Source organism: Lactococcus sp. SK2-659, from assembly GCF_020218185.2.
Taxonomy (GTDB): Bacteria; Bacillota; Bacilli; order Lactobacillales; family Streptococcaceae; genus Lactococcus; species Lactococcus lactis.
Genome location: NZ_JAIWQZ020000003.1, coordinates 63,888 through 82,091, shown reverse-complemented (window position 1 = coordinate 82,091; position 18,204 = coordinate 63,888). Strand labels below are relative to the sequence as shown.

General features: G+C 34.3%; 18 protein-coding genes. 6 read left to right on the top strand and 12 right to left on the bottom strand.

Annotation, left to right across the window (positions count from 1 at the left end; genetic code table 11):
* Positions 1–292 precede the first annotated feature (292 nt).
* The 3 genes from spxB to LDP15_RS10455 all read right to left on the bottom strand — a co-directional run bounded on the left by spxB (position 293) and on the right by LDP15_RS10455 (position 4,031).
* Positions 293–1,996: a pyruvate oxidase gene (gene spxB / locus LDP15_RS10465; protein WP_015427134.1), complete on the bottom strand. Its 1,704-nt coding sequence runs from the start codon at positions 1,994–1,996 to the stop codon at positions 293–295.
* 226 nt (positions 1,997–2,222) lie between these two features.
* Positions 2,223–3,179, bottom strand: coding sequence for a serine hydrolase domain-containing protein (locus tag LDP15_RS10460; protein ID WP_015427135.1), 957 nt, complete (start codon positions 3,177–3,179; stop codon positions 2,223–2,225).
* Positions 3,180–3,251: 72 nt separating this feature from the next.
* On the bottom strand, positions 3,252–4,031 hold the full coding sequence (locus tag LDP15_RS10455) for a CppA C-terminal domain-containing protein (protein WP_128267873.1): 780 nt from the start codon (positions 4,029–4,031) through the stop codon (positions 3,252–3,254).
* A gap of 353 nt (positions 4,032–4,384) precedes the next feature.
* Between LDP15_RS10455 and LDP15_RS10450 the strand changes: the two genes are divergently transcribed.
* Complete coding sequence (locus tag LDP15_RS10450) at positions 4,385–5,170, top strand: CPBP family intramembrane glutamic endopeptidase (protein ID WP_015427137.1); 786 nt, start codon at positions 4,385–4,387, stop codon at positions 5,168–5,170.
* A 46-nt stretch (positions 5,171–5,216) separates the two neighbouring features.
* Here the strand turns inward: LDP15_RS10450 and gla are convergent, their stop codons facing one another.
* Positions 5,217–6,089, bottom strand: coding sequence for an aquaglyceroporin Gla (gene gla, locus LDP15_RS10445; RefSeq protein ID WP_015427138.1), 873 nt, complete (start codon positions 6,087–6,089; stop codon positions 5,217–5,219).
* A 171-nt stretch (positions 6,090–6,260) separates the two neighbouring features.
* On the opposite strand from gla, the gene LDP15_RS10440 reads away from it, so the two are divergent.
* From LDP15_RS10440 to LDP15_RS10430, 3 genes are all read left to right on the top strand, one after another.
* Positions 6,261–8,552, top strand: a complete 2,292-nt coding sequence (locus tag LDP15_RS10440; protein ID WP_015427139.1) for a Xaa-Pro dipeptidyl-peptidase — start codon at positions 6,261–6,263, stop codon at positions 8,550–8,552.
* Position 8,553: 1 nt separating this feature from the next.
* Complete coding sequence (locus LDP15_RS10435; protein WP_015427140.1) at positions 8,554–9,264, top strand: gamma-glutamyl-gamma-aminobutyrate hydrolase family protein; 711 nt, start codon at positions 8,554–8,556, stop codon at positions 9,262–9,264.
* A gap of 149 nt (positions 9,265–9,413) precedes the next feature.
* Positions 9,414–10,256, top strand: a complete 843-nt coding sequence (locus tag LDP15_RS10430) for an amino acid ABC transporter substrate-binding protein (protein WP_004254442.1) — start codon at positions 9,414–9,416, stop codon at positions 10,254–10,256.
* Positions 10,257–10,375: 119 nt separating this feature from the next.
* Here LDP15_RS10430 and gltX read toward each other — a convergent pair whose 3' ends face one another.
* The 3 genes from gltX to LDP15_RS10415 form a co-directional block, all read right to left on the bottom strand.
* Entirely contained in the window at positions 10,376–11,827 is a 1,452-nt protein-coding gene (gltX, locus tag LDP15_RS10425) for a glutamate--tRNA ligase (RefSeq protein ID WP_010906290.1), read from the bottom strand.
* 163 nt (positions 11,828–11,990) lie between these two features.
* Positions 11,991–12,521: a cysteine hydrolase family protein gene (locus tag LDP15_RS10420; protein ID WP_012898592.1), complete on the bottom strand. Its 531-nt coding sequence runs from the start codon at positions 12,519–12,521 to the stop codon at positions 11,991–11,993.
* 98 nt (positions 12,522–12,619) lie between these two features.
* The gene (locus tag LDP15_RS10415) at positions 12,620–13,543 is read right to left on the bottom strand and encodes a phosphatase PAP2 family protein (RefSeq protein ID WP_015427141.1); all 924 of its coding nucleotides are present in this window, start codon (positions 13,541–13,543) and stop codon (positions 12,620–12,622) included.
* 228 nt (positions 13,544–13,771) lie between these two features.
* Between LDP15_RS10415 and LDP15_RS10410 the strand changes: the two genes are divergently transcribed.
* Positions 13,772–14,266: a GNAT family N-acetyltransferase gene (locus tag LDP15_RS10410; protein WP_015427142.1), complete on the top strand. Its 495-nt coding sequence runs from the start codon at positions 13,772–13,774 to the stop codon at positions 14,264–14,266.
* Positions 14,267–14,358: 92 nt separating this feature from the next.
* Here LDP15_RS10410 and LDP15_RS10405 read toward each other — a convergent pair whose 3' ends face one another.
* The 5 genes from LDP15_RS10405 to LDP15_RS10385 all read right to left on the bottom strand — a co-directional run bounded on the left by LDP15_RS10405 (position 14,359) and on the right by LDP15_RS10385 (position 17,265).
* On the bottom strand, positions 14,359–14,682 hold the full coding sequence (locus LDP15_RS10405) for a DUF1048 domain-containing protein (RefSeq protein WP_015427143.1): 324 nt from the start codon (positions 14,680–14,682) through the stop codon (positions 14,359–14,361).
* On the bottom strand, positions 14,669–15,016 hold the full coding sequence (locus LDP15_RS10400) for a DUF1048 domain-containing protein (protein WP_015427144.1): 348 nt from the start codon (positions 15,014–15,016) through the stop codon (positions 14,669–14,671). Before LDP15_RS10400 ends, LDP15_RS10405 begins: the two co-directional genes overlap by 14 nt.
* Positions 15,003–15,365, bottom strand: coding sequence for a PadR family transcriptional regulator (locus tag LDP15_RS10395; protein ID WP_015427145.1), 363 nt, complete (start codon positions 15,363–15,365; stop codon positions 15,003–15,005). The genes LDP15_RS10400 and LDP15_RS10395 overlap by 14 nt, the downstream gene beginning before the upstream one ends.
* Before the next feature lie 120 nt (positions 15,366–15,485).
* Positions 15,486–16,115 carry a hypothetical protein gene (locus LDP15_RS10390; protein WP_015427146.1) on the bottom strand — a complete coding sequence of 210 codons (630 nt, stop codon included), beginning with the start codon at positions 16,113–16,115 and terminating at the stop codon, positions 15,486–15,488.
* Positions 16,116–16,179: 64 nt separating this feature from the next.
* On the bottom strand, positions 16,180–17,265 hold the full coding sequence (locus tag LDP15_RS10385; RefSeq protein WP_015427147.1) for a PIN/TRAM domain-containing protein: 1,086 nt from the start codon (positions 17,263–17,265) through the stop codon (positions 16,180–16,182).
* 230 nt (positions 17,266–17,495) lie between these two features.
* On the opposite strand from LDP15_RS10385, the gene LDP15_RS10380 reads away from it, so the two are divergent.
* Complete coding sequence (locus LDP15_RS10380; protein WP_015427148.1) at positions 17,496–18,182, top strand: YoaK family protein; 687 nt, start codon at positions 17,496–17,498, stop codon at positions 18,180–18,182.
* The last annotated feature ends 22 nt before the right edge of the window (positions 18,183–18,204 follow it).

Genomic DNA, 18,204 nt, shown 5'->3' with positions numbered 1-18,204 from the left:
TATTATTTTCACAACCATAAACTCATTTTACATAATTATTATCTCATATTGTTCTTATTTTTCAAATCGAAATACATTGTTTTGCTTTAGTATTTATAAAAGTACATTCGCTAAGACAATGAATAAAACCTATAAATTCATATATAGTGACTAATAATACTATGATTTGACTTTATTTTTTTATAATCCCTATCTAACAAAAACTAATTTTATTCTAATTTATTCTTTTATTTTAATCTATACAAAAAAGACATTAGAACTCTAATGTCTTTTTTGTATAAATTATTTATTTTTATTCTTGAATCAATTTGCTAAATGGAATCAATCCTTGAGTTTGATATTCTTTTTCAAATTCAGCAGAATCAAGTTGCAATTGTTCAACAGGTAATGGACGATGGTCAAAGATGTTAACATTGATGACCGTTGGACGATTCGCTTCTTTAGCTTTTGCAAAAGCTTCTTTTAATTCTGACAAATTATTAACATCAAAACCTAAAGCACCCAAAGCCGCTGCAGAAGCGCCAAAATTAGCACCTATCAAATCAATTCCTGAGTGTGGTTGTTTGGCATCATCTTGTTCTGCTTCGATAAATCCAAGGCTCTTATTGGTCAAAACAACATTGATAATTGGTAAGTTATATTTGACCTGAGTAAGAATATCAGGCATCACCATTGCCCAAGCTCCGTCACCAGAAATTGACCAAACTTGACGGTCTGGATATTGCGCTTTCGCACCAATTGCTGCAGGTAGAGCATAACCCATTGTCGCATACCAGCCACTTGTTGTGAATTTTTGTTCCTTACTTGTATCAAGAAGTCTCATTCCGTCAATTGTGACATTTCCTACATCAACTTGGAAGATGGCGTCATCAGTTGCCATGTCATTAATGGCTTTAAAGACAGGTTCTACTTCCAAAGGTGAGCTGTCAATAACTGAACGTTTTTCAAGCCACTCTACCCAATTTTCTTTGTCTGCTAGTGCTGCGCGATACCAATTTGTTTCTGGAAGTTGTTCTCCCACTTCCATTAATTTCTTAATTGTCAGTTTGGCATCTGCCAAAATAGCTAAATCTACTTGATGACGACGTCCAAATTTAGTTCCGTCAATATCAACTTGTATGTATTTAGCATCTTTAGGAATAAAGAAACTTTGGAATGGCATATCTGAACCTAAGAACAAAACAGCATCTGTGTTAGACGCAATTTCTACCCCGGGTTTAGAGGCAACTCGACCAGCTGACCCCATGTAAGCAGGGGCATTGTCAGGAACAATTCCTTTTCCTAAAGCAGAACTCAAAATTGGAGCATGAAGCATTTTAGAAAGTTCTAAGATTTCCTTGCGGGCTCCTCTTGTTCCTTGACCAATATAAATCAAAGGACGTTTTGCTTCTTTTAGTATTTTCCAAGCTTCTTGGATTTTTTCAGTCGCAGGTTCTAGTGGCAAAGGTTTTTGATATAGATTAGCGCTAGAAACATAATTATCTTCAATTTCTTGCCAACCTAAATCTTTGGGAATGGTAATGACAGCAACACCACGTTTGGCATAGGCTTGACGAATCGCTTCATCAACTACTGCTGGCATTTGTTCTGCGGTCATTACTGTTCTGTTATAGACACTAACGTCAGCAAACATTGGATTTTCATTTAATTCTTGGAAATAATTAGTGTTCATTGCACTCGTTGGAACTTGACCAACCAAGGCAAGTACTGGAACATGGTCATATTGAGCATCATATAATCCATTTAACAAGTGAACGGCTCCTGGTCCTGCTGAACCAAAGGTTACTCCGATTTCTCCGGTTACTTTTGCTTCCCCAACGGCTGCTAAAGCACCCACTTCTTCGTGACGAACTTGAATGTAATTTAATGTGTCTCTTCGGTTATATAATGCGTTCATTGTCGAATCAATTGACCCACCGGGTAAACCGTAAATATTTTTGACACCCCAATCTTCAATAACTTTTAACATTGCATCTGATGCATTTATTTTTGTCATGATATTCTCCTTGATCTTAAATCTATCAACTACCAACTACTTTGAAACTACTTTATATACTAATTTCTCCTTTCGCCGTAAGTAAATAAATTACTTTTCAAGTAAATTATAGGTCAAAAAAATCTAAATGTAAACTATTTGAGTCCAGCCATTTATTTTTTTAGTCTGTCAGCAATAACTAAAAAAGAACTGTAAACTAAACAGTACAGTTCTTTTTATTTTAGTCTTAATCTAAGGTCAAATGGCTGATTAAAAATTTTATCAAGAAGTCACGTTCTTCAATCCATTTTTCTCGATTATCTTTTAAATGGACACGGTTCGATAAGAAAACAACTGCTTTTTTGATACGAGGGTTAATTAATAGAAAAGTTCCGGTATAGCCAGTATGAAGCAACCAATCATCATTTGGCCCGAGTAAGTCCCAAGCCAAACTTCTTTTTTTATCTCCGTCAGCATAATTTTTTGTCAGCTTTAAATATTTTTCTTCTTGAAAGTAAGCTTGACTGAATAAAATCAAATCAGACATCGTTGAAAATAAACCAGCTGAGCCACAATGATTTTTTAAAACTTGAGCTTTAGGGTCATGAACTGATCCTACTGGGATATTTTGACTTGTTGGGACTGCATTTTCTACTGGTCCAAAACTTGTGTCATTCATTTTCCAGTCTTCAAATACTTGTTTGTAAAAGATTTTATCCAGACTTTCTCCATAATATTCTTCTAATAAAAAACCTAGTAAAATAAAATTAATATCTGTATATTTGAAGGTCTTATTGTCAGTAACTTTAATCTGATTAATTGCTTCTGTCAGTTCTTTTGCGTTTAGCTTATCTCTATTTTTTATGAAAGGATCAATACCAGAAGTGTGTGTCAGTAATTGCCGCAAGCTGACGCTTCTGTCAGTAAATTTAGAATAATATTTTTGAAGAGGGGCATCAATTTCTAACTTTCCTGCTAGGACAAGATTAATGACGGCTGTTCCGGTGCCCACTACTTTTGTCAAAGAAGCTAAATCCCATTTTTTTCCCTGAGTGAGCTTGATTGTTTCAGGATAAATTGCTGAATTTCCTAAAAGATACTCCTCGACTTTTTCTCCTTCAATAATTGCGAAATTGACACCTGGGAAAACGTCACGCTCAATATAATCTTCGATTATGTTTAAAAATTCTTGTTGATTTTTCATGTTTCAACCTTCGTTTCTGATTTACTTTGAGTAAAAAAACTTGTCAAAAATTAACAAGTTTTTTTAAAATTATTATTTTACAAACCAAAGTTCTGCATGGTCAGGAACTTCTAATGAAAAAGTTTTAGCTGAGCCATCCAAATATGTTCCGTCTACATCAGAAAATTGATGAGCAAAATCTTTCAAATCAAAATCTTTATCAATCATGAACACTAAAAACTCAAGGTCAAGTACTTCATCGGTTCCTGCAGCTAAATCTTCGCTTTCTTCAACACTAAAAGTCAAAGTTACAAAAGGAAATTCAATTTGGTTATTGATTGCTTTAAGACCAAAAACTGATTCATAAAATTCAATAATTGATTGGTCAGCAACATTCAAATCCATTGCTATAATTTCAAAATCTGACAAACCTTTAAAAGTTTTATCTTTCTCAAGCTCAATTTCTGATTTATCAATTTCTGTCAGTGATGATAAATCTGTCAGTAAATCTGATGCTACCCAAAAAAGTTCTGATTCAGGCGAAAGCGCTGAAAAAGCAAAGCCATTTTTTCCTTTATAGACCTTAGAAATCTTGTCCAAGTTACGAACAATTAATTGCTCAATCTCAGATGAATTAGCTTTGATCACCGTTTGCCCGTGTTTTTTCAATCCTTCAACAGGACGAAAACCTGGTGATTCTTCTAATTGAAACCGATCTTTTTTCGCTTCATGCCCACCAAGCCATACCATTGCGCCTTCTTCTACCAAGACCTTAAAGCCAAGCACTTCACGGTAGAAATCTAAATTTTCTTCACGGTTAAGCACACGATAGACTGGTTGAAAAGCGGTAATATGATTTATAATCTCGCTCATTTTAGCCTCCATTGATTACATTTACAAATAACTATCTCTTATTTTCGCAAATTTCAAGGAAATTATCAACGATTTATATCTTTTACTTTTTCTTTCTACATTAATTATGTAATTTTAAAATCTCAATAAAAAAACTCATAGTCGTTAACCATGAGCATTTTTAAGGATAGTTTTAAGTACATATCTAGGTACGAACAAAGTTAGACTGACCTTTTATTGTGGTTGCCAGATATGCACATTTTTGAGGTAGCTCTATTTTACTACAATTTATTCAAGTTCAGATTAACAAAAGTTATCAACAAAAATGAAATATTTTTTTCTGCTGACAGCTATTACTATGCTATAATATTGACATGTTTAATATAGAAAAACTTCAATCATTAGCCAAATATCGTTGGGCAATTGTGATTATTTTGGCGCTACTTTTTTCAGCCCTATCTGTCAGTATTTTTCATTTACCATTTTTAATGACAGCTCTCGTATTATCGATTGTTGGATTAATTTTTGCTTATCACAAATCAGTTTGGTTGGTACTCTTTATTTTATCTAACTTACCAATGCTTGCGACAACCATTTTTGCTTATCAGCACCATTTCACAACCTTAGATACCGTCATCTTTTTCATTATCTTTTTACTTACGATTATTTCTTCTTATCTGATTGCTCGTAAAGCTGAACTCATCCCTAAAATAAGTTGGAAATATTTTCCTCCTTTAAAAATAATAATTGGTTTTGCTTTGCTTTTTCTAGTCTCTATTCTGACAGGAATTTTTGCTCAAATTATCAATCAAAGTCCAACAACCAGTAATCAAGATTCACTAAACGAGCTACAAAAAGTGATTCCAATTGCTGTCTTTGCGACCCAAACACTTGCTGCTGGTTTTTTAGAAGAACTTGTTTATCGGGTAGGAATTTTTGAGGTCATTTTCAAAAATCAAAAATATTTTGCTTTTTTAACGGCATTGCTCCTTTTTGCTTACATGCATGGTCCTACTGACCTCTACAGCTGGTTAACTTACGGTTTAATGAGTCTTGTGCTTACCAGTCTTTATGCTAAATATCGCAATTTTTATCTTAACATGAGCGTCCATCTCCTTTGGAATCTCTTTGGACTGGTCATTGCTCTTATGATTAAATAAAAAAAAATACTGACAGAAATTCTGTCAGTAATTTTTATTTTAATAATTAAAATTTGTAAATCATTTTAGCCAATGCAACTGCTGCAAGTGCTGCAAGAATTGGTGCTACAACTGGAACCCATGCATACCACCATTTAGATGAACCTTTAGCTTCACCCAAAACTGATTTTGGCAAGAGGCTGTGAACCAAACGTGGACCAAAGTCACGCGCTGGATTCAAACCAGGACCTGTTGGACCACCAAGAGCGACTACAAGTCCCATAACAAGGAATCCTAAGAACAAATGAGCAATCATTTTAGAAGCAGAAGCTCCTGATGCTTGAACCCAAATTTGGTTCATAATATCTGATGATGTAATATCTGCTCCTTGTTTTTTCAAGTAGTCTGTCATCCAAGAAATTGATTGGCTACCAAAGAAGATGTTAGTTGCCGAAACTGCACCAAAGAACAAGACAAATGAACCAAGAAACTCATTTAAGAAACCATTAACTGTAGCTCCGAAACGCGTTTTTTCATCGTTATCATCAACATTATCAATTGTTGAGAAAGTTCCAAGAATAGCATTTGGATTTTGTGTTTTAAGATAGTATGGGCGATAAACCATAACAATCAATAATTGCCCAAACATCGCACCTAAAACTTGCGCAATAATATATTGAGCAACATGTGCCCAGGGAAAAAGTCCTGAGGCTGCAAGTCCAAGTGTGAAAGCTGGATTAATTTGTGAAGTAACATTACCTAATGCAACTGCTGGTAGCATTACACCAAGTCCATAACCCCAACCAATAATCATCCAAGATTGTGCGTGAGCTTTTGTACCTTTAAGTTCGACGTTGGCAACCGCACCATTACCCATGATGATGAGTAGTGCAGTTCCGATAAATTCAGTGATATATTTCACTGTCCATGTAACATCCATTTTTTATGGAACCCTCCAAAATTTGATTTTAATATAATAACCTCAGCTATTATATCAGAAAAGCGCGCTTGCTTCAAATATTCATTGGAAATTAGACCCTTTTAGTCTGATTATTTACTGAAAATTTGCTATAATTAAAAGAATTATCATGCTTTTTATGGAGGACTTAAGATGCGCTTTAATCATTTTTCAATTGTTGATAAAAATTTTGATGAACAACTAGCAGAACTTGATCAGCTCGGGTTTCGTTGGTCTGTTTTTTGGGATGAAAAGAAAATTTTAAAAGATTTTCTCATTCAAAGTCCTACTGATATGACTGTTTTACAAGCAAATACTGAGCTAGATGTCATTGAATTCTTAAAATCCTCTATTGAATTAGATTGGGAAATTTTCTGGAATATTGCTTTGCAACTTCTTGACTTTGTTCCAAATTTTGATTTTGAAATAGGAAAAGCAACTGAATTTGCTAAAAAACTTAATCTTCCACAAAGTGATGTTGAAATGACAACTGAAACTATCATCTCTGCTTTTTACTATTTACTTTGTAGCCGTCGTAAAAGCGGGATGATTCTTGTTGAACATTGGGTTTCAGAAGGCCTTCTTCCTTTGGATAATCACTATCACTTTTTCAATGACAAATCATTGGCAACTTTTGATTCTTCGCTCCTTGAACGTGAGGTCATTTGGGTTGAAAGTCCAGTTGATACTGAGCAAAAAGGAAAAAATGACTTAATTAAAATTCAAATTATTCGTCCAAAAAGCACAGAAAAACTTCCAGTTGTGATGACCGCAAGTCCTTATCATTTGGGAATCAATGAGAAAGCTAATGATTTAGCGCTTCATGAAATGAATGTTGATTTGGAAAAAAAAGACAGTCACAAAATCCATGTCCAAGGAAAGCTTCCACAAAAACGTGCGTCTGAAACCAAAGAACTTCCTATTGTGGATAAAGCACCTTATCACTTTACTCATGGTTGGACTTACTCTTTAAATGACTACTTTTTGACGCGTGGTTTTGCTTCTATTTATGTGGCTGGTGTTGGAACGCGTGGCTCAAATGGCTTCCAAACTTCAGGCGATTATCAGCAAATTTATAGTATGACTGCTGTCATTGATTGGTTAAATGGCCGAACTCGTGCCTATACTTCTCGTAAAAAGACGCATGAAATTAAGGCCACTTGGGCAAACGGAAAAGTAGCCATGACTGGAAAGTCATATTTAGGAACGATGGCTTATGGTGCTGCTACTACTGGAGTCGATGGACTTGAAGTCATCTTAGCTGAAGCTGGAATTTCTTCTTGGTATAATTACTATCGTGAAAATGGTCTTGTCCGTTCTCCTGGTGGCTTTCCTGGTGAAGATTTAGATGTGCTTGCTGCACTGACTTACTCACGAAATCTTGATGGTGCTGATTATTTAAAAGGAAATGCTGAATACGAAAAACGCTTAGCAGAAATGACCACTGCTTTAGACCGTAAGTCTGGTGATTACAATCAATTTTGGCATGACCGAAATTATTTAATCAATTCTGACCAAGTTAAAGCTGACGTCCTAATTGTTCACGGTTTACAAGACTGGAATGTTACACCCGAACAAGCTTATAATTTTTGGCAGGCTCTGCCAGAAGGTCATGCCAAGCATGCCTTTCTACATCGTGGGGCTCATATTTATATGAATTCTTGGCAATCCATTGATTTTTCTGAGACAATCAATGCTTATTTCTCTGCCAAATTATTAGATAGAGATTTAAATTTAAATCTTCCACCCGTTATTTTACAGGAAAATTCTAAAGAACAAGTTTGGTCAGCTGTCAGTAAATTTGGGGGCGATGACCAGCTCAAACTCCCCCTTGGGAAAACGGCGGTTTCTTTTGCTCAATTTGATAACCACTATGATGATGAAAGCTTCAAAAAGTATTCTAAAGATTTCAACGTCTTTAAAAAAGATTTATTTGAAAATAAAGCTAACGAAGCTGTCATTGATTTAGAACTTCCTTCTGAGTTAACAATTAATGGTCCAATTGAACTAGAAATCAGACTAAAATTAAATGATAGTAAAGGACTCTTATCTGCTCAAATTCTTGATTTTGGTCCCAAAAAACGGCTGGAAGATAAAGCAAGAGTAAAAGATTTTAAAGTTCTTGACCGTGGCCGAAACTTTATGTTAGATGATTTGGCTGAACTTCCTCTTGTCGAGAGTCCTTATCAGTTGGTCACTAAAGGATTTACCAATCTCCAAAATCAAGATTTGCTGACGGTCAGTGATTTAAATGCTGACGAATGGTTTACGCTCAAATTTGAACTACAACCAACGATTTATCATTTAGAAAAAGCGGATAAACTTCGGATCATACTCTATAGTACTGACTTTGAACATACGGTTCGTGATAATCGTAAAGTGACTTACGAGATTGATTTATCTCAATCTAAACTCATTATTCCTATTGAAAGTGTGAAAAAATAAAATGGCAATTATTGGAATTCTTGGAACTCCTTACAATACAGTTGAACAATCCCCTTTTTGGTGGAACAAAGTAAGCTATACTCGTCAATCATTTATTGATGTTTTTCAGGATTTAGGCCATACTGTGATTGTTCTTCCTGTTGACAAAACCGAAAATATAAAAAATTATCTGACATTGGTAGATAAAATTGTACTGACTGGTGGGGCAGATGTCAGTCCCTATCTTTATGGTGAGGAGCCTAATGCTAAATTAGGAACAACTGATCCGATTCGTGACCGTTTTGAGCTTGCCACAATCAAAGCTGCTCTAGAAGCAAATAAACCTATTTTGGGCATTTGTCGTGGCCTACAGTTACTCAATGTTTATTTTGGCGGAAGTCTTTATCAAGACTTGAGTCAAACTTCAAGTCAGATAAAACATCTCCAAAGTCCAACACCACAAGAAATTCCAACTCATCATATTAGTGTTGAAAAAGAAAGTGCCTTGGGCTTCTTGCCTGAAAATTATATGGTTAATTCTTTCCATCATCAAGTCATTAAAGATTTGGGCCAAGGCTTGACGGCCATTGCTCATGGAAACGATGGCTTAGTTGAAGCGATTGAAAATAAAGAAAAACATGTGCTTGCTGTCCAATGGCACCCAGAATGTACTTGGGAAACTGAGCATTTTGATAAGAAAATTTTTGAAATTTTCGCTAACGGAACCATATAAAAGTTAAAAAACCGTCATAAATCTTTTTTATGGTGGTTTTTTTAAGATTATGTTAATATTATGTCTATATTAAAAGTCAGCTCACTCGTAACCTGCTTCCAAATTTAAAATAAAAACTGAGCTGACAAAATTTCTGAGGAGAAATTGATATGAAAAAAATAAAATTGTTGACTCTTGCAACAGTTGGAATTGCCTCAATTGGCTTACTTGCTGCTTGCTCGTCAAAAGATAATTCATCTTCTAAATCAACAGATAAAGTAACAACCGTAACTGTTGCAACTTCTGCCGCTTCTGTCCCTTATGAATACAGCGAAAATGGCAAAATGACTGGTTTTGAATATGATATTTTAAAAGCTGCTGACAAAGACATGAAGGATTATAAATTCGACTTTAAAGTCTATGAAGATAGTGCGATTTTAGCTGCTTTAGACGGTGGCCGTGCACAAATTGCGGCAAATAATTTTGGTAAGACAAAAGCACGTTCTGAAAAATATCTCTTTAGCTATCCTGTTCGCCAAGGAATTGATGCGATTTTCTCAACATCTAAAGAAAATATTACAAAAATCTCTCAACTTGCTGGTAAAACGACAGAAATTCCTGCTGGAACCAACTATGGTGATATGTTTGAAAGCTGGAACAAAAATCATCCAGACAAAAAAATTAATGTTAAATACAGCCAACGTCCTTTAGCCGACCGTTTATCTGCTGTTTCTAGTGGACAAATTGATTTCTTATTTGCTTCTAAAGCACCCGCAGAAAATTTGATTAAAGAACATGCAATCACAGGTTTAGTGGATACTGTTCCAACAGACTTGGATAAACAACCAGAATTTAAGACTTATGATTACTTTATTCTTGATAACAGCCAAAGCAAATTGCAAAAAGATTTGAATGTTGAACTCAAAAAACTTTATGATAACGGCACACTTAAAAAACTGTCAGAACAATATTTCCATGACAGCCATATTCCAGCTGCTGACCAATTCAAATAATTAAAAAACTCGTCAATGACGAGTTTTTATTTTACTGACAGCAATCTTTTTATAAATAAAAATTACTGACAGAATACTCAAAAGCTACGCTTTTTTCTGTCAGTCATTTTTTGATTAATTTATTTATTTAAAGCAGCGTCCAAATGAGCCAATACTTTTTCTTTTCCAAGAAGTGCAATTGTTTCTGGTAATTCTGGACCATGCATTGAACCTGAAGCTGCAATACGAATTGGCATCCAAAGCATTTTACCTTTTACGCCAGTTTCTTTTTGAGTCGCTTTAAAGAGTGGGAAAATATTTTCCACTGTAAAATCATTTTCAGGAAGTTCAGCCAATTTTGCACGGAAAGTACTCAAAGCTAATGGTGTTGTTTCAGCAGCCAACATTTCACGAGCTTCATCAGTCAATTCTGGGAAATCTCCATAGAAAAGGTCTGTTAATTCAACAATTTCATCTGCTGATTTCATTTGTGGTTGATAAAGTTTAACCAGTTCCTCAGCACGTTCATCAAAGCGATTAGCAGCAACAAGGAATGGTTTTGTCAATTCAAATACTTTAGCAAAATCAGCATTTTTGATGTATTCATTATCCAACCAGTCCAATTTCTTTTGGTCAAAGGCTGCTGGTGATTTAGACAAACGATGTTCATCAAAAAGTTCAATTAATTCTTCACGAGAGAAAATTTCTTTTTCTCCACCAGGATTCCAGCCCAAAAGTGCAATAAAGTTGAAAATGGCATCAGACATGTAACCTTTTTTACGGTAGTCTTCAATAAACTGAAGTGTATTTGTGTCACGTTTTGATAATTTTTTCCCAGTTTCAGAATTAATAATCAAAGTCATGTGACCAAATTGTGGTGCTTCCCAACCCAAAGCATCGTAAACAACTAATTGTTTTGGCGTATTGGCAATATGGTCATCTCCACGGATAACATGTGAGATTTGCATATCATGGTCATCAACAACAACAGCAAAATTGTAAGTTGGGTAACCATCACGTTTTTGGATTACCCAATCTCCACCGATGTTTTTACCTTCAAATTCAATGTCGCCTTTAACAATATCATTCCATTTATAAATTGCTTTTTCATCAACAGAAATACGAACAACCGGTTCAATATTTTGCGCTTTGCGCTCCGCGATATAAGCTGCTTTTTCATCATCACTCATGCCAGCATATTCGTTAATATAGTGTGGAGCAATTCCTGCCGCTTCTTGTTTCGCATGGTCAGCTTCAAGTTCTTCTGGCGTTTTATAAGAATAATAAGCTTTTCCTTCAGTCAACAATTGGTCAATATATTTTTGATATAAAGGCAAACGTTCTGATTGACGGTAGTTTTCATGTGTTTCAGGACTTTCATCCCAATCCATTCCCAACCAACGAAGGTTTTCAAGTTGTGAACGCTCACCATCTTCTACGTGACGTTCACGGTCTGTATCTTCAATACGGATGATAAAATCTCCCCCGTGATGACGGGCAAAAAGATAGTTAAAAAGGGCTGTACGAGCATTCCCGATATGCAAAAGTCCTGTTGGTGATGGTGCGTAACGGACGCGGATTTTTTTATTCATATTAATCCAATTCTCCTCATTAATTCGTTCACTTCTTTTCTGTAAGAAATGAATCGTTCTTGGTTTTAAATAGCCTAAACTACTCTAACAATCACCTCTATTTTACCACAAATTAAGAAAGCATGCCGACCTAAAATTTATTTGTAATCTATCATTGACAAATTTAATCTAAGAATTGAAGAAATCGTTCATCCCAAAGATGGTTTTCATAAAAATCAACGATTTCTTTTGCTGACAGCCATTTACTATCGAAAGTTGAACTTGCCCCTCTTTGCATCCAATTTTGATAGCCCAGACCATGAGCAAAAACAAGCGTCGTGTTAACACAAAATTCAGTTTGAGCACCGCAAAATTCAATCGATTTTACTGACAAGTCTGTCAGTAGTTTTTGCAGTTCCGTTTGATAGAAACCATTGGCATGCGTTTTTTCAACATACTTGTCAGTAGATGCTGTCAGCAATTCTGGAATCATTTGCCAACCAAAACTTTCTTTTATCAGTTCATCATCATTATGCTGGATAAAAATAATCGGTTTTTTAGCCTTTCGATAAGTAATAATTCGTTGATTAATTTGCTCAATTAATTCTTCTCGCCGATAAATCCCAGCACATACCTCATTTTGCATATCAATTACAATCAAAGCATCACTTGTTTTCATCTTTTTATTCCTTTCAAAAATTGATTTTCTTAGCATTAGTATAAGACAATCTCTCCAGAAAACAAAGAATTTACAACCAAAATCAAAATAACACCCCAAAGAATGTTATTTTTGTAGTAATCATTTATAATTTTCTATTTGAGAAATTCTTCCTCAATAAATGAGTAACCAATTGCCTTTGTGGCAACAAAAGTAACTAAAGACGCGATAATTAATGACATCGTAGTATCCGATAAGAAATGTGCACCAATTCGGACCCGAGCAGCCATCATTAAAAGTGTGAAAATAAATCCGCTGTAAGCCAAAATCTTTTGGCCTTTAAGATTTTTTCTGTCAGCAAAAAATGGTAAAAAGAGTGCTGCAGCCGCTGCGATTGTATGACCTGACGGGAATGATTGATGACCTGTTTGACCGTTCAAATGCCACCAATTAGTGAACGTTCCTTTGGTAGAGGAAACAATTTCCTTAACCTCATAAGGGCGAAAACGCCCCCAGTTAACTTTCATCGTATTGACAATTGAGTTGCTGACATAAACGACAGCAATCCCAGCAATCGCCACAATAATCAATTGACTTAATTCTTCGTAAGTTTTCTTGCTCAGCCATCTATAAATCAAAAATGTTCCGATGACCAGGATAATAAATGTAAAAAGTGCTTCAAGTCCAAAAGAATAAGTCGCTGTGGCTCCAATACTGTTATTTGCCGCACCCAGTGGCTGATGATTTTTGATGTTATTAAGTGTGGTCACACCGTAAAACATCCAACCATCAACCCAGCCCCATGCTGACCAATAAGCAAAGCCAAGTCCAGAAATCGCTAAAATCCATTTTGTCAGTTGATTATCTTGTCTTAGACCATAAATGAAGATAATTTCCGCTGAAATAAAAGGGATAAGCGCTGACGGAAACATTCCAAATATCTGAAAAAGATTACCAAAAATTGAATTTTGATCCATAACCATTTTAGAAATTTGCAAATCCCCCAAAGACGCAATAATTAATAAAAGAGCTGAAATTCCAATTAAAATTCCTAGGAATTTTTTTCCGCTTGTGTTCATAAAACCTCCATTGGTTTGATTACTACCCTTTCATTTTATCCCATTCTCCAAAACTCAATGTAAATTTTTTGTAAATCTTAAGTAAACATTTAGTTAAACTTTATTTTATTAAAGATTTTAGATTTTTAAACCACTTCATATCCTTTAAACGACAAACTATTTATTCTTTTAATTACTAACGATGATTATTGATTTCCTTTCTGAACAGTCTATGTTAGAATTAATTGTATGAATGAAATTACTTATACTCAAATTATGCCAAATGATATAGATGATGTCATCCGTATTGAAAGAGCTACTTTCTCAGAAAATGAAGCCCTCTCTGTAGAGTCAATGATCGAAAGAATTAACTTAATTCCTGATAGCTTTATCGCAGCAAGAAATAGTGAAGGAACTGTCGTAGGTTACGTTTCTGGTCCTGTTACAGAAGGTCGTTACTTGGATGATGAATCTTTTGAACGTACCAAAGCCAATCCCAAAACAGGTGGTTTCCAAAAAATCATCAGTTTAACCGTTGACCCTGATTATCAAGGCTTAGGAATTGCGACAAACTTACTCCTTTTACTTGAAAAAGAAGCCAAATCGAAAAAACGTTTGGGAATCAGTCTTACTTGCCATGATTATTTAGTTCCCTATTATGAAAAACACGGCTTTACTGACGAAGGACTTTCCGAGTCAAAATTCGGTGGAGAAACTTGGTACAATATGGTCATGGAATTTTAAAAAAAACAAAAGTTACTAACAAACCTGTCAGTAACTTTTTTTATTGATAAATTTTCAATTTTACTGACAGACTTATCAGTAAAAGCTATTGATTACTTTTGAGCAAAATAATCATTCAATTCTTGACGATACTTATTTCGCCAGTCCTCTTTATTATCACTTAATAATTCGTCCGCAAAAGTTGCAACATCATTGCCCAGAACCTCAGCTGGACTTCGCCCATCAACTACTGCCAACTCAAATAATTCAATAATATCCTTAAAAATATGCCAATCTGTTGCCCCCATTTTGAACATATATTTTTGAATTGAACGATAAGCCTGATAAAAATCTTTAGGTAATTTTTTAGCTCGATTTTGCATTTCTTGCCAGTCTTTTTTTTCAGCAAGAAGGTCACTAATTTTATCTAAAACCATTTTTCAGCTCCTTATTAAGTTTATTTTTTTTCTTTTTTTCCCAACTCGTATCATCCACCATCTCATCAATAAATGCCGCAACATCTGAACCAATTAAATCAGTTAATTCTTTGTCTTGGATTTTAGCTTCTTCAAGTAAATCAAGAACTTGTCCAAAAATAAATTTGAAATCTGCCCATTTCGTTACCCCAGAGTGCCATATATATTTTTTTAATTCCTTATAATCTTCATAATAATTCTCTCCAAGTTTCTGAGCATGATTTTCAAATTCGCGAAATTCTCTTTTTTCTTCAAGACCAATCATTCGATCAACAATATTTCTATGCTCCACCATGATTTTCTCCCTTCTGCTCACTCCATAAATTTTGATGACGTAAAAACTCCATTTTTTCTGAAATAAAAGCCCATTTTTTCCAAAAATTTCCTCGCTCAATTTGCCCTACCTCATTTAAACGATACCATTTTCGAGCGGGACCAAGTTTTGAAGGCTTTTTTCTAATCTCAACATACCCTTTCTTTTCAAGACGCATCGTAATCGTATATACCGTTCCTTCTACAACATCTTCAAAACCAAGTTCTCGCAGTTTTTGAGTAATTTCATAACCATAAGTTTCCCCTTGACCAATGATTTCTAAAACACACCCCTCAAGAACTCCTTTCAACATTTCTGTAATTTGATTCATTTTTTCCCCCACTATTTAGTAATACTAACTACATCTATATAGTAATACAATATAGCTAAAATATCAATATTTCCCACTTTTATTAAAATAAAAAAACTGCTAAAAAGCAGTTTTAATAAATTATTTTTCAAAATTAATAACTTTAGTTTGACCTTTAAAATTTTCATAAAGGGCCGATTCAATCCTTAAAGCAATAATTGACATATTCTCCGCATTTTCATGAAGAGATAGGATTAATCCTTCTTTTTTCACAATTTCTTGAGCTTTAGCCTCTTCTAAGATTTCTGCATGAACCCGATTTGAAGTCAAACGCCCTCCTTTTTCCAACTTATCAAACCAAGTCGTAAAACTCACTTGTGAATTTCTTTTTAGATCACTAATCTTTGAAGCTTTTTTATCCGCAACCATGTAGAAAATATTTTCCGTTTTTTGAGCTTGAATAAAACTCATAATCGTTGTTGAACTCTTTGAATTTTCATCAGTCACACTTAAAGCAAGGTAGCCTGGAAAGTCTTTTAAAAGATAAGCAAGTTCATTTTCTACAGCATTCGTACCAACAACATTAGCCTTTTTATTAGTTTTAAAAATTGTTAAGAGAACAAGTGGTAAAGTAAGAAAAACATAAGCAATGATAAGTCCTAAAACAAATCTTAACCAATAATTTCCAAAATTCATTTCTAATATCAAAGCAAAAACAGCTAAAGAAATTAAAAAAACTACAAACAATTGAATAAAACGTTTTAAATACATATTAAACTCCTAAATACTCAAAATTCATTTAAGAAGAAAACCGATAATTTATCGGTTTTCTTCTTTATTTTTTTACTAAATCAGCAAAAATCATTCGACCAGCACTTGTTTGTAGCACCTTAGCAACTTCAACAGTAACTGTTTTATCAATCAATTTTGCAGTATCTTCAATGACAATCATTGTTCCATCTGGTAAATAAGCCACGCCTTGTTGACGTTCAGAACCAGCACGAATAATTTGTACGTTAATATGTTCGCCCACAACAAGTTGTGTTTTCACAGCATTAGCAAGGTCATTAATGTTAAGAACTTGAACACCCTGAATTTCAGCAACTTTATTAAGATTAAAATCATTCGTCACTAATTTTGAGCCAGTAGAACTTGCATATTTAAGAAGTTTAGTATCAACTTCTCGAACATCTGGAAAATCAACTTGAGAAATTTCAACTTGATCAAATTTAGTCAATTCATTAACCAAATCCAAGCCCCGACGTCCTTTAGCCCTTTTCAGTGGGTCTGAACTATCAGAAATTAATTGTAATTCTAAAATCACAAAATTAGGAACAATAATTTTATCTGAAATAAACCCTGTTTTAATTACATCTAAAATCCTACCATCAATGATTGAACTTGTATCCAATAAAATACTATTATTACTCTTAGATTCACTGACAACTTCCTCAGCAACTTCTGCTGGTTCAGTTGCCATTGCTTCACGGCGTTTACGAAAAAGCACTCTAGCAATTTCGTCTCCTCGTCGATCAAATAAAACATATCCCAAATAAATCATCACCAAAACAAGTATGAATGAAATGATATTACTTAAAATAGGAACATTTAAAAATCTTAATGGAATACTTCCAATAACCCCAACTAGAAGACCAAGAACAATCCCAATAATATTGAAGACCATTTTTGACATATTCATTTTGGAAATTCTAGAATCTATTTTTTTCAACCCATTAAGCATTGAACCGGCAAATATAAATGAAAGAATAATAAAAATAATTGCACCAATCACACCGTCAACAGCTTCGTTCTGCAAAATCCCTGTGTCCCAACCAAATACCTTTAAAATTGATGGTACAACAGCAACACCTAGCGATGCTCCGATGACAGTCATAACAAGATGAATAATCCAACGACGCATATCTTTTCCTCCTTTTAGAAAATGGATAGGCTTACAAGAAAGCCCTGTGTCAATTATACCACACGCTCCTTTAATATTGCTTATCCAAACACAAGAAATCTATTTAATTTCTCATGCTATATTTATTATTTTATAACTTGTATCCCTTATTAGCGATCATTTAATTTTTTATTTTAAATAGAGTACATTAGATGATCATTGTGCTATAATGACCTTATCTTTTACAGATTATGAAGGAAAAAATTATGCTTAAATCCGCAGTCCATTCTAAAGAAAGTTTACTTGTTGCTCTATTACTTGCTATGAATACAGGCTTTGTTGATGCCTTTACCTTTTTTCATTTTGACGGCCGTTTCGCTAGTCTCCAAACTGGGAATTTGATTCAGACTGGAATTAATTTAGCCCATGGAAATTTGGAGAAAGCTTTTCAATTTATTATTCCAATTTTATTTTTTGCACTAGGTGCACTTTTCAAGACCTTATTCACCAAATATAAAACCCAAAATAATAAAAGTGAAATTGAATCCCTTCTCTTCATACAAATGATTGGTATTTTACTCATTTCTCTCGCCTTCGCTACTTTTTTACATTTATCAGCCTCACTTTTTGTTGGAATTCTCTCCTTTTTTATGGTTATTCAAGGTGATACCTTTACTCGAGTCAGAGGACTTCCTTATGCTAATATCATGTCCACAGGTAATATCAAAGCTTTTGGAACAAATCTAGGACAATATATAGTTTCTAAAAACACAAAGGACTTAAAAAATTCACTCATCTTCTTATCTCTTGCTTTATCATTTGTTGTGGGAGCCTTTATTTCTTCACTTTTAAGTTTATGGTTAGGTGATTTTACATTAATCGGCTCTAGTCTATTAGTTCTATTAGCTTATTATTCTTATAAGATGAGTCATTCATAAAAAGCAAAGGCTATTTCATTAA

Excerpts from the sequence above, each read along its gene's own strand:
- spxB (WP_015427134.1), bottom strand. The coding sequence starts at position 1,996 with ATGACAAAAATAAATGCATCAGATGCAATGTTAAAAGTTATTGAAGAT.
- LDP15_RS10460 (WP_015427135.1), bottom strand. The coding sequence starts at position 3,179 with ATGAAAAATCAACAAGAATTTTTAAACATAATCGAAGATTATATTGAG.
- LDP15_RS10455 (WP_128267873.1), bottom strand. The coding sequence starts at position 4,031 with ATGAGCGAGATTATAAATCATATTACCGCTTTTCAACCAGTCTATCGT.
- LDP15_RS10450 (WP_015427137.1), top strand. The coding sequence starts at position 4,385 with ATGTTTAATATAGAAAAACTTCAATCATTAGCCAAATATCGTTGGGCA.
- gla (WP_015427138.1), bottom strand. The coding sequence starts at position 6,089 with ATGGATGTTACATGGACAGTGAAATATATCACTGAATTTATCGGAACT.
- LDP15_RS10440 (WP_015427139.1), top strand. The coding sequence starts at position 6,261 with ATGCGCTTTAATCATTTTTCAATTGTTGATAAAAATTTTGATGAACAA.
- LDP15_RS10435 (WP_015427140.1), top strand. The coding sequence starts at position 8,554 with ATGGCAATTATTGGAATTCTTGGAACTCCTTACAATACAGTTGAACAA.
- LDP15_RS10430 (WP_004254442.1), top strand. The coding sequence starts at position 9,414 with ATGAAAAAAATAAAATTGTTGACTCTTGCAACAGTTGGAATTGCCTCA.
- gltX (WP_010906290.1), bottom strand. The coding sequence starts at position 11,827 with ATGAATAAAAAAATCCGCGTCCGTTACGCACCATCACCAACAGGACTT.
- LDP15_RS10420 (WP_012898592.1), bottom strand. The coding sequence starts at position 12,521 with ATGCTAAGAAAATCAATTTTTGAAAGGAATAAAAAGATGAAAACAAGT.
- LDP15_RS10415 (WP_015427141.1), bottom strand. The coding sequence starts at position 13,543 with ATGAACACAAGCGGAAAAAAATTCCTAGGAATTTTAATTGGAATTTCA.
- LDP15_RS10410 (WP_015427142.1), top strand. The coding sequence starts at position 13,772 with ATGAATGAAATTACTTATACTCAAATTATGCCAAATGATATAGATGAT.
- LDP15_RS10405 (WP_015427143.1), bottom strand. The coding sequence starts at position 14,682 with ATGGTTTTAGATAAAATTAGTGACCTTCTTGCTGAAAAAAAAGACTGG.
- LDP15_RS10400 (WP_015427144.1), bottom strand. The coding sequence starts at position 15,016 with ATGGTGGAGCATAGAAATATTGTTGATCGAATGATTGGTCTTGAAGAA.
- LDP15_RS10395 (WP_015427145.1), bottom strand. The coding sequence starts at position 15,365 with ATGAATCAAATTACAGAAATGTTGAAAGGAGTTCTTGAGGGGTGTGTT.
- LDP15_RS10390 (WP_015427146.1), bottom strand. The coding sequence starts at position 16,115 with ATGTATTTAAAACGTTTTATTCAATTGTTTGTAGTTTTTTTAATTTCT.
- LDP15_RS10385 (WP_015427147.1), bottom strand. The coding sequence starts at position 17,265 with ATGCGTCGTTGGATTATTCATCTTGTTATGACTGTCATCGGAGCATCG.
- LDP15_RS10380 (WP_015427148.1), top strand. The coding sequence starts at position 17,496 with ATGAAGGAAAAAATTATGCTTAAATCCGCAGTCCATTCTAAAGAAAGT.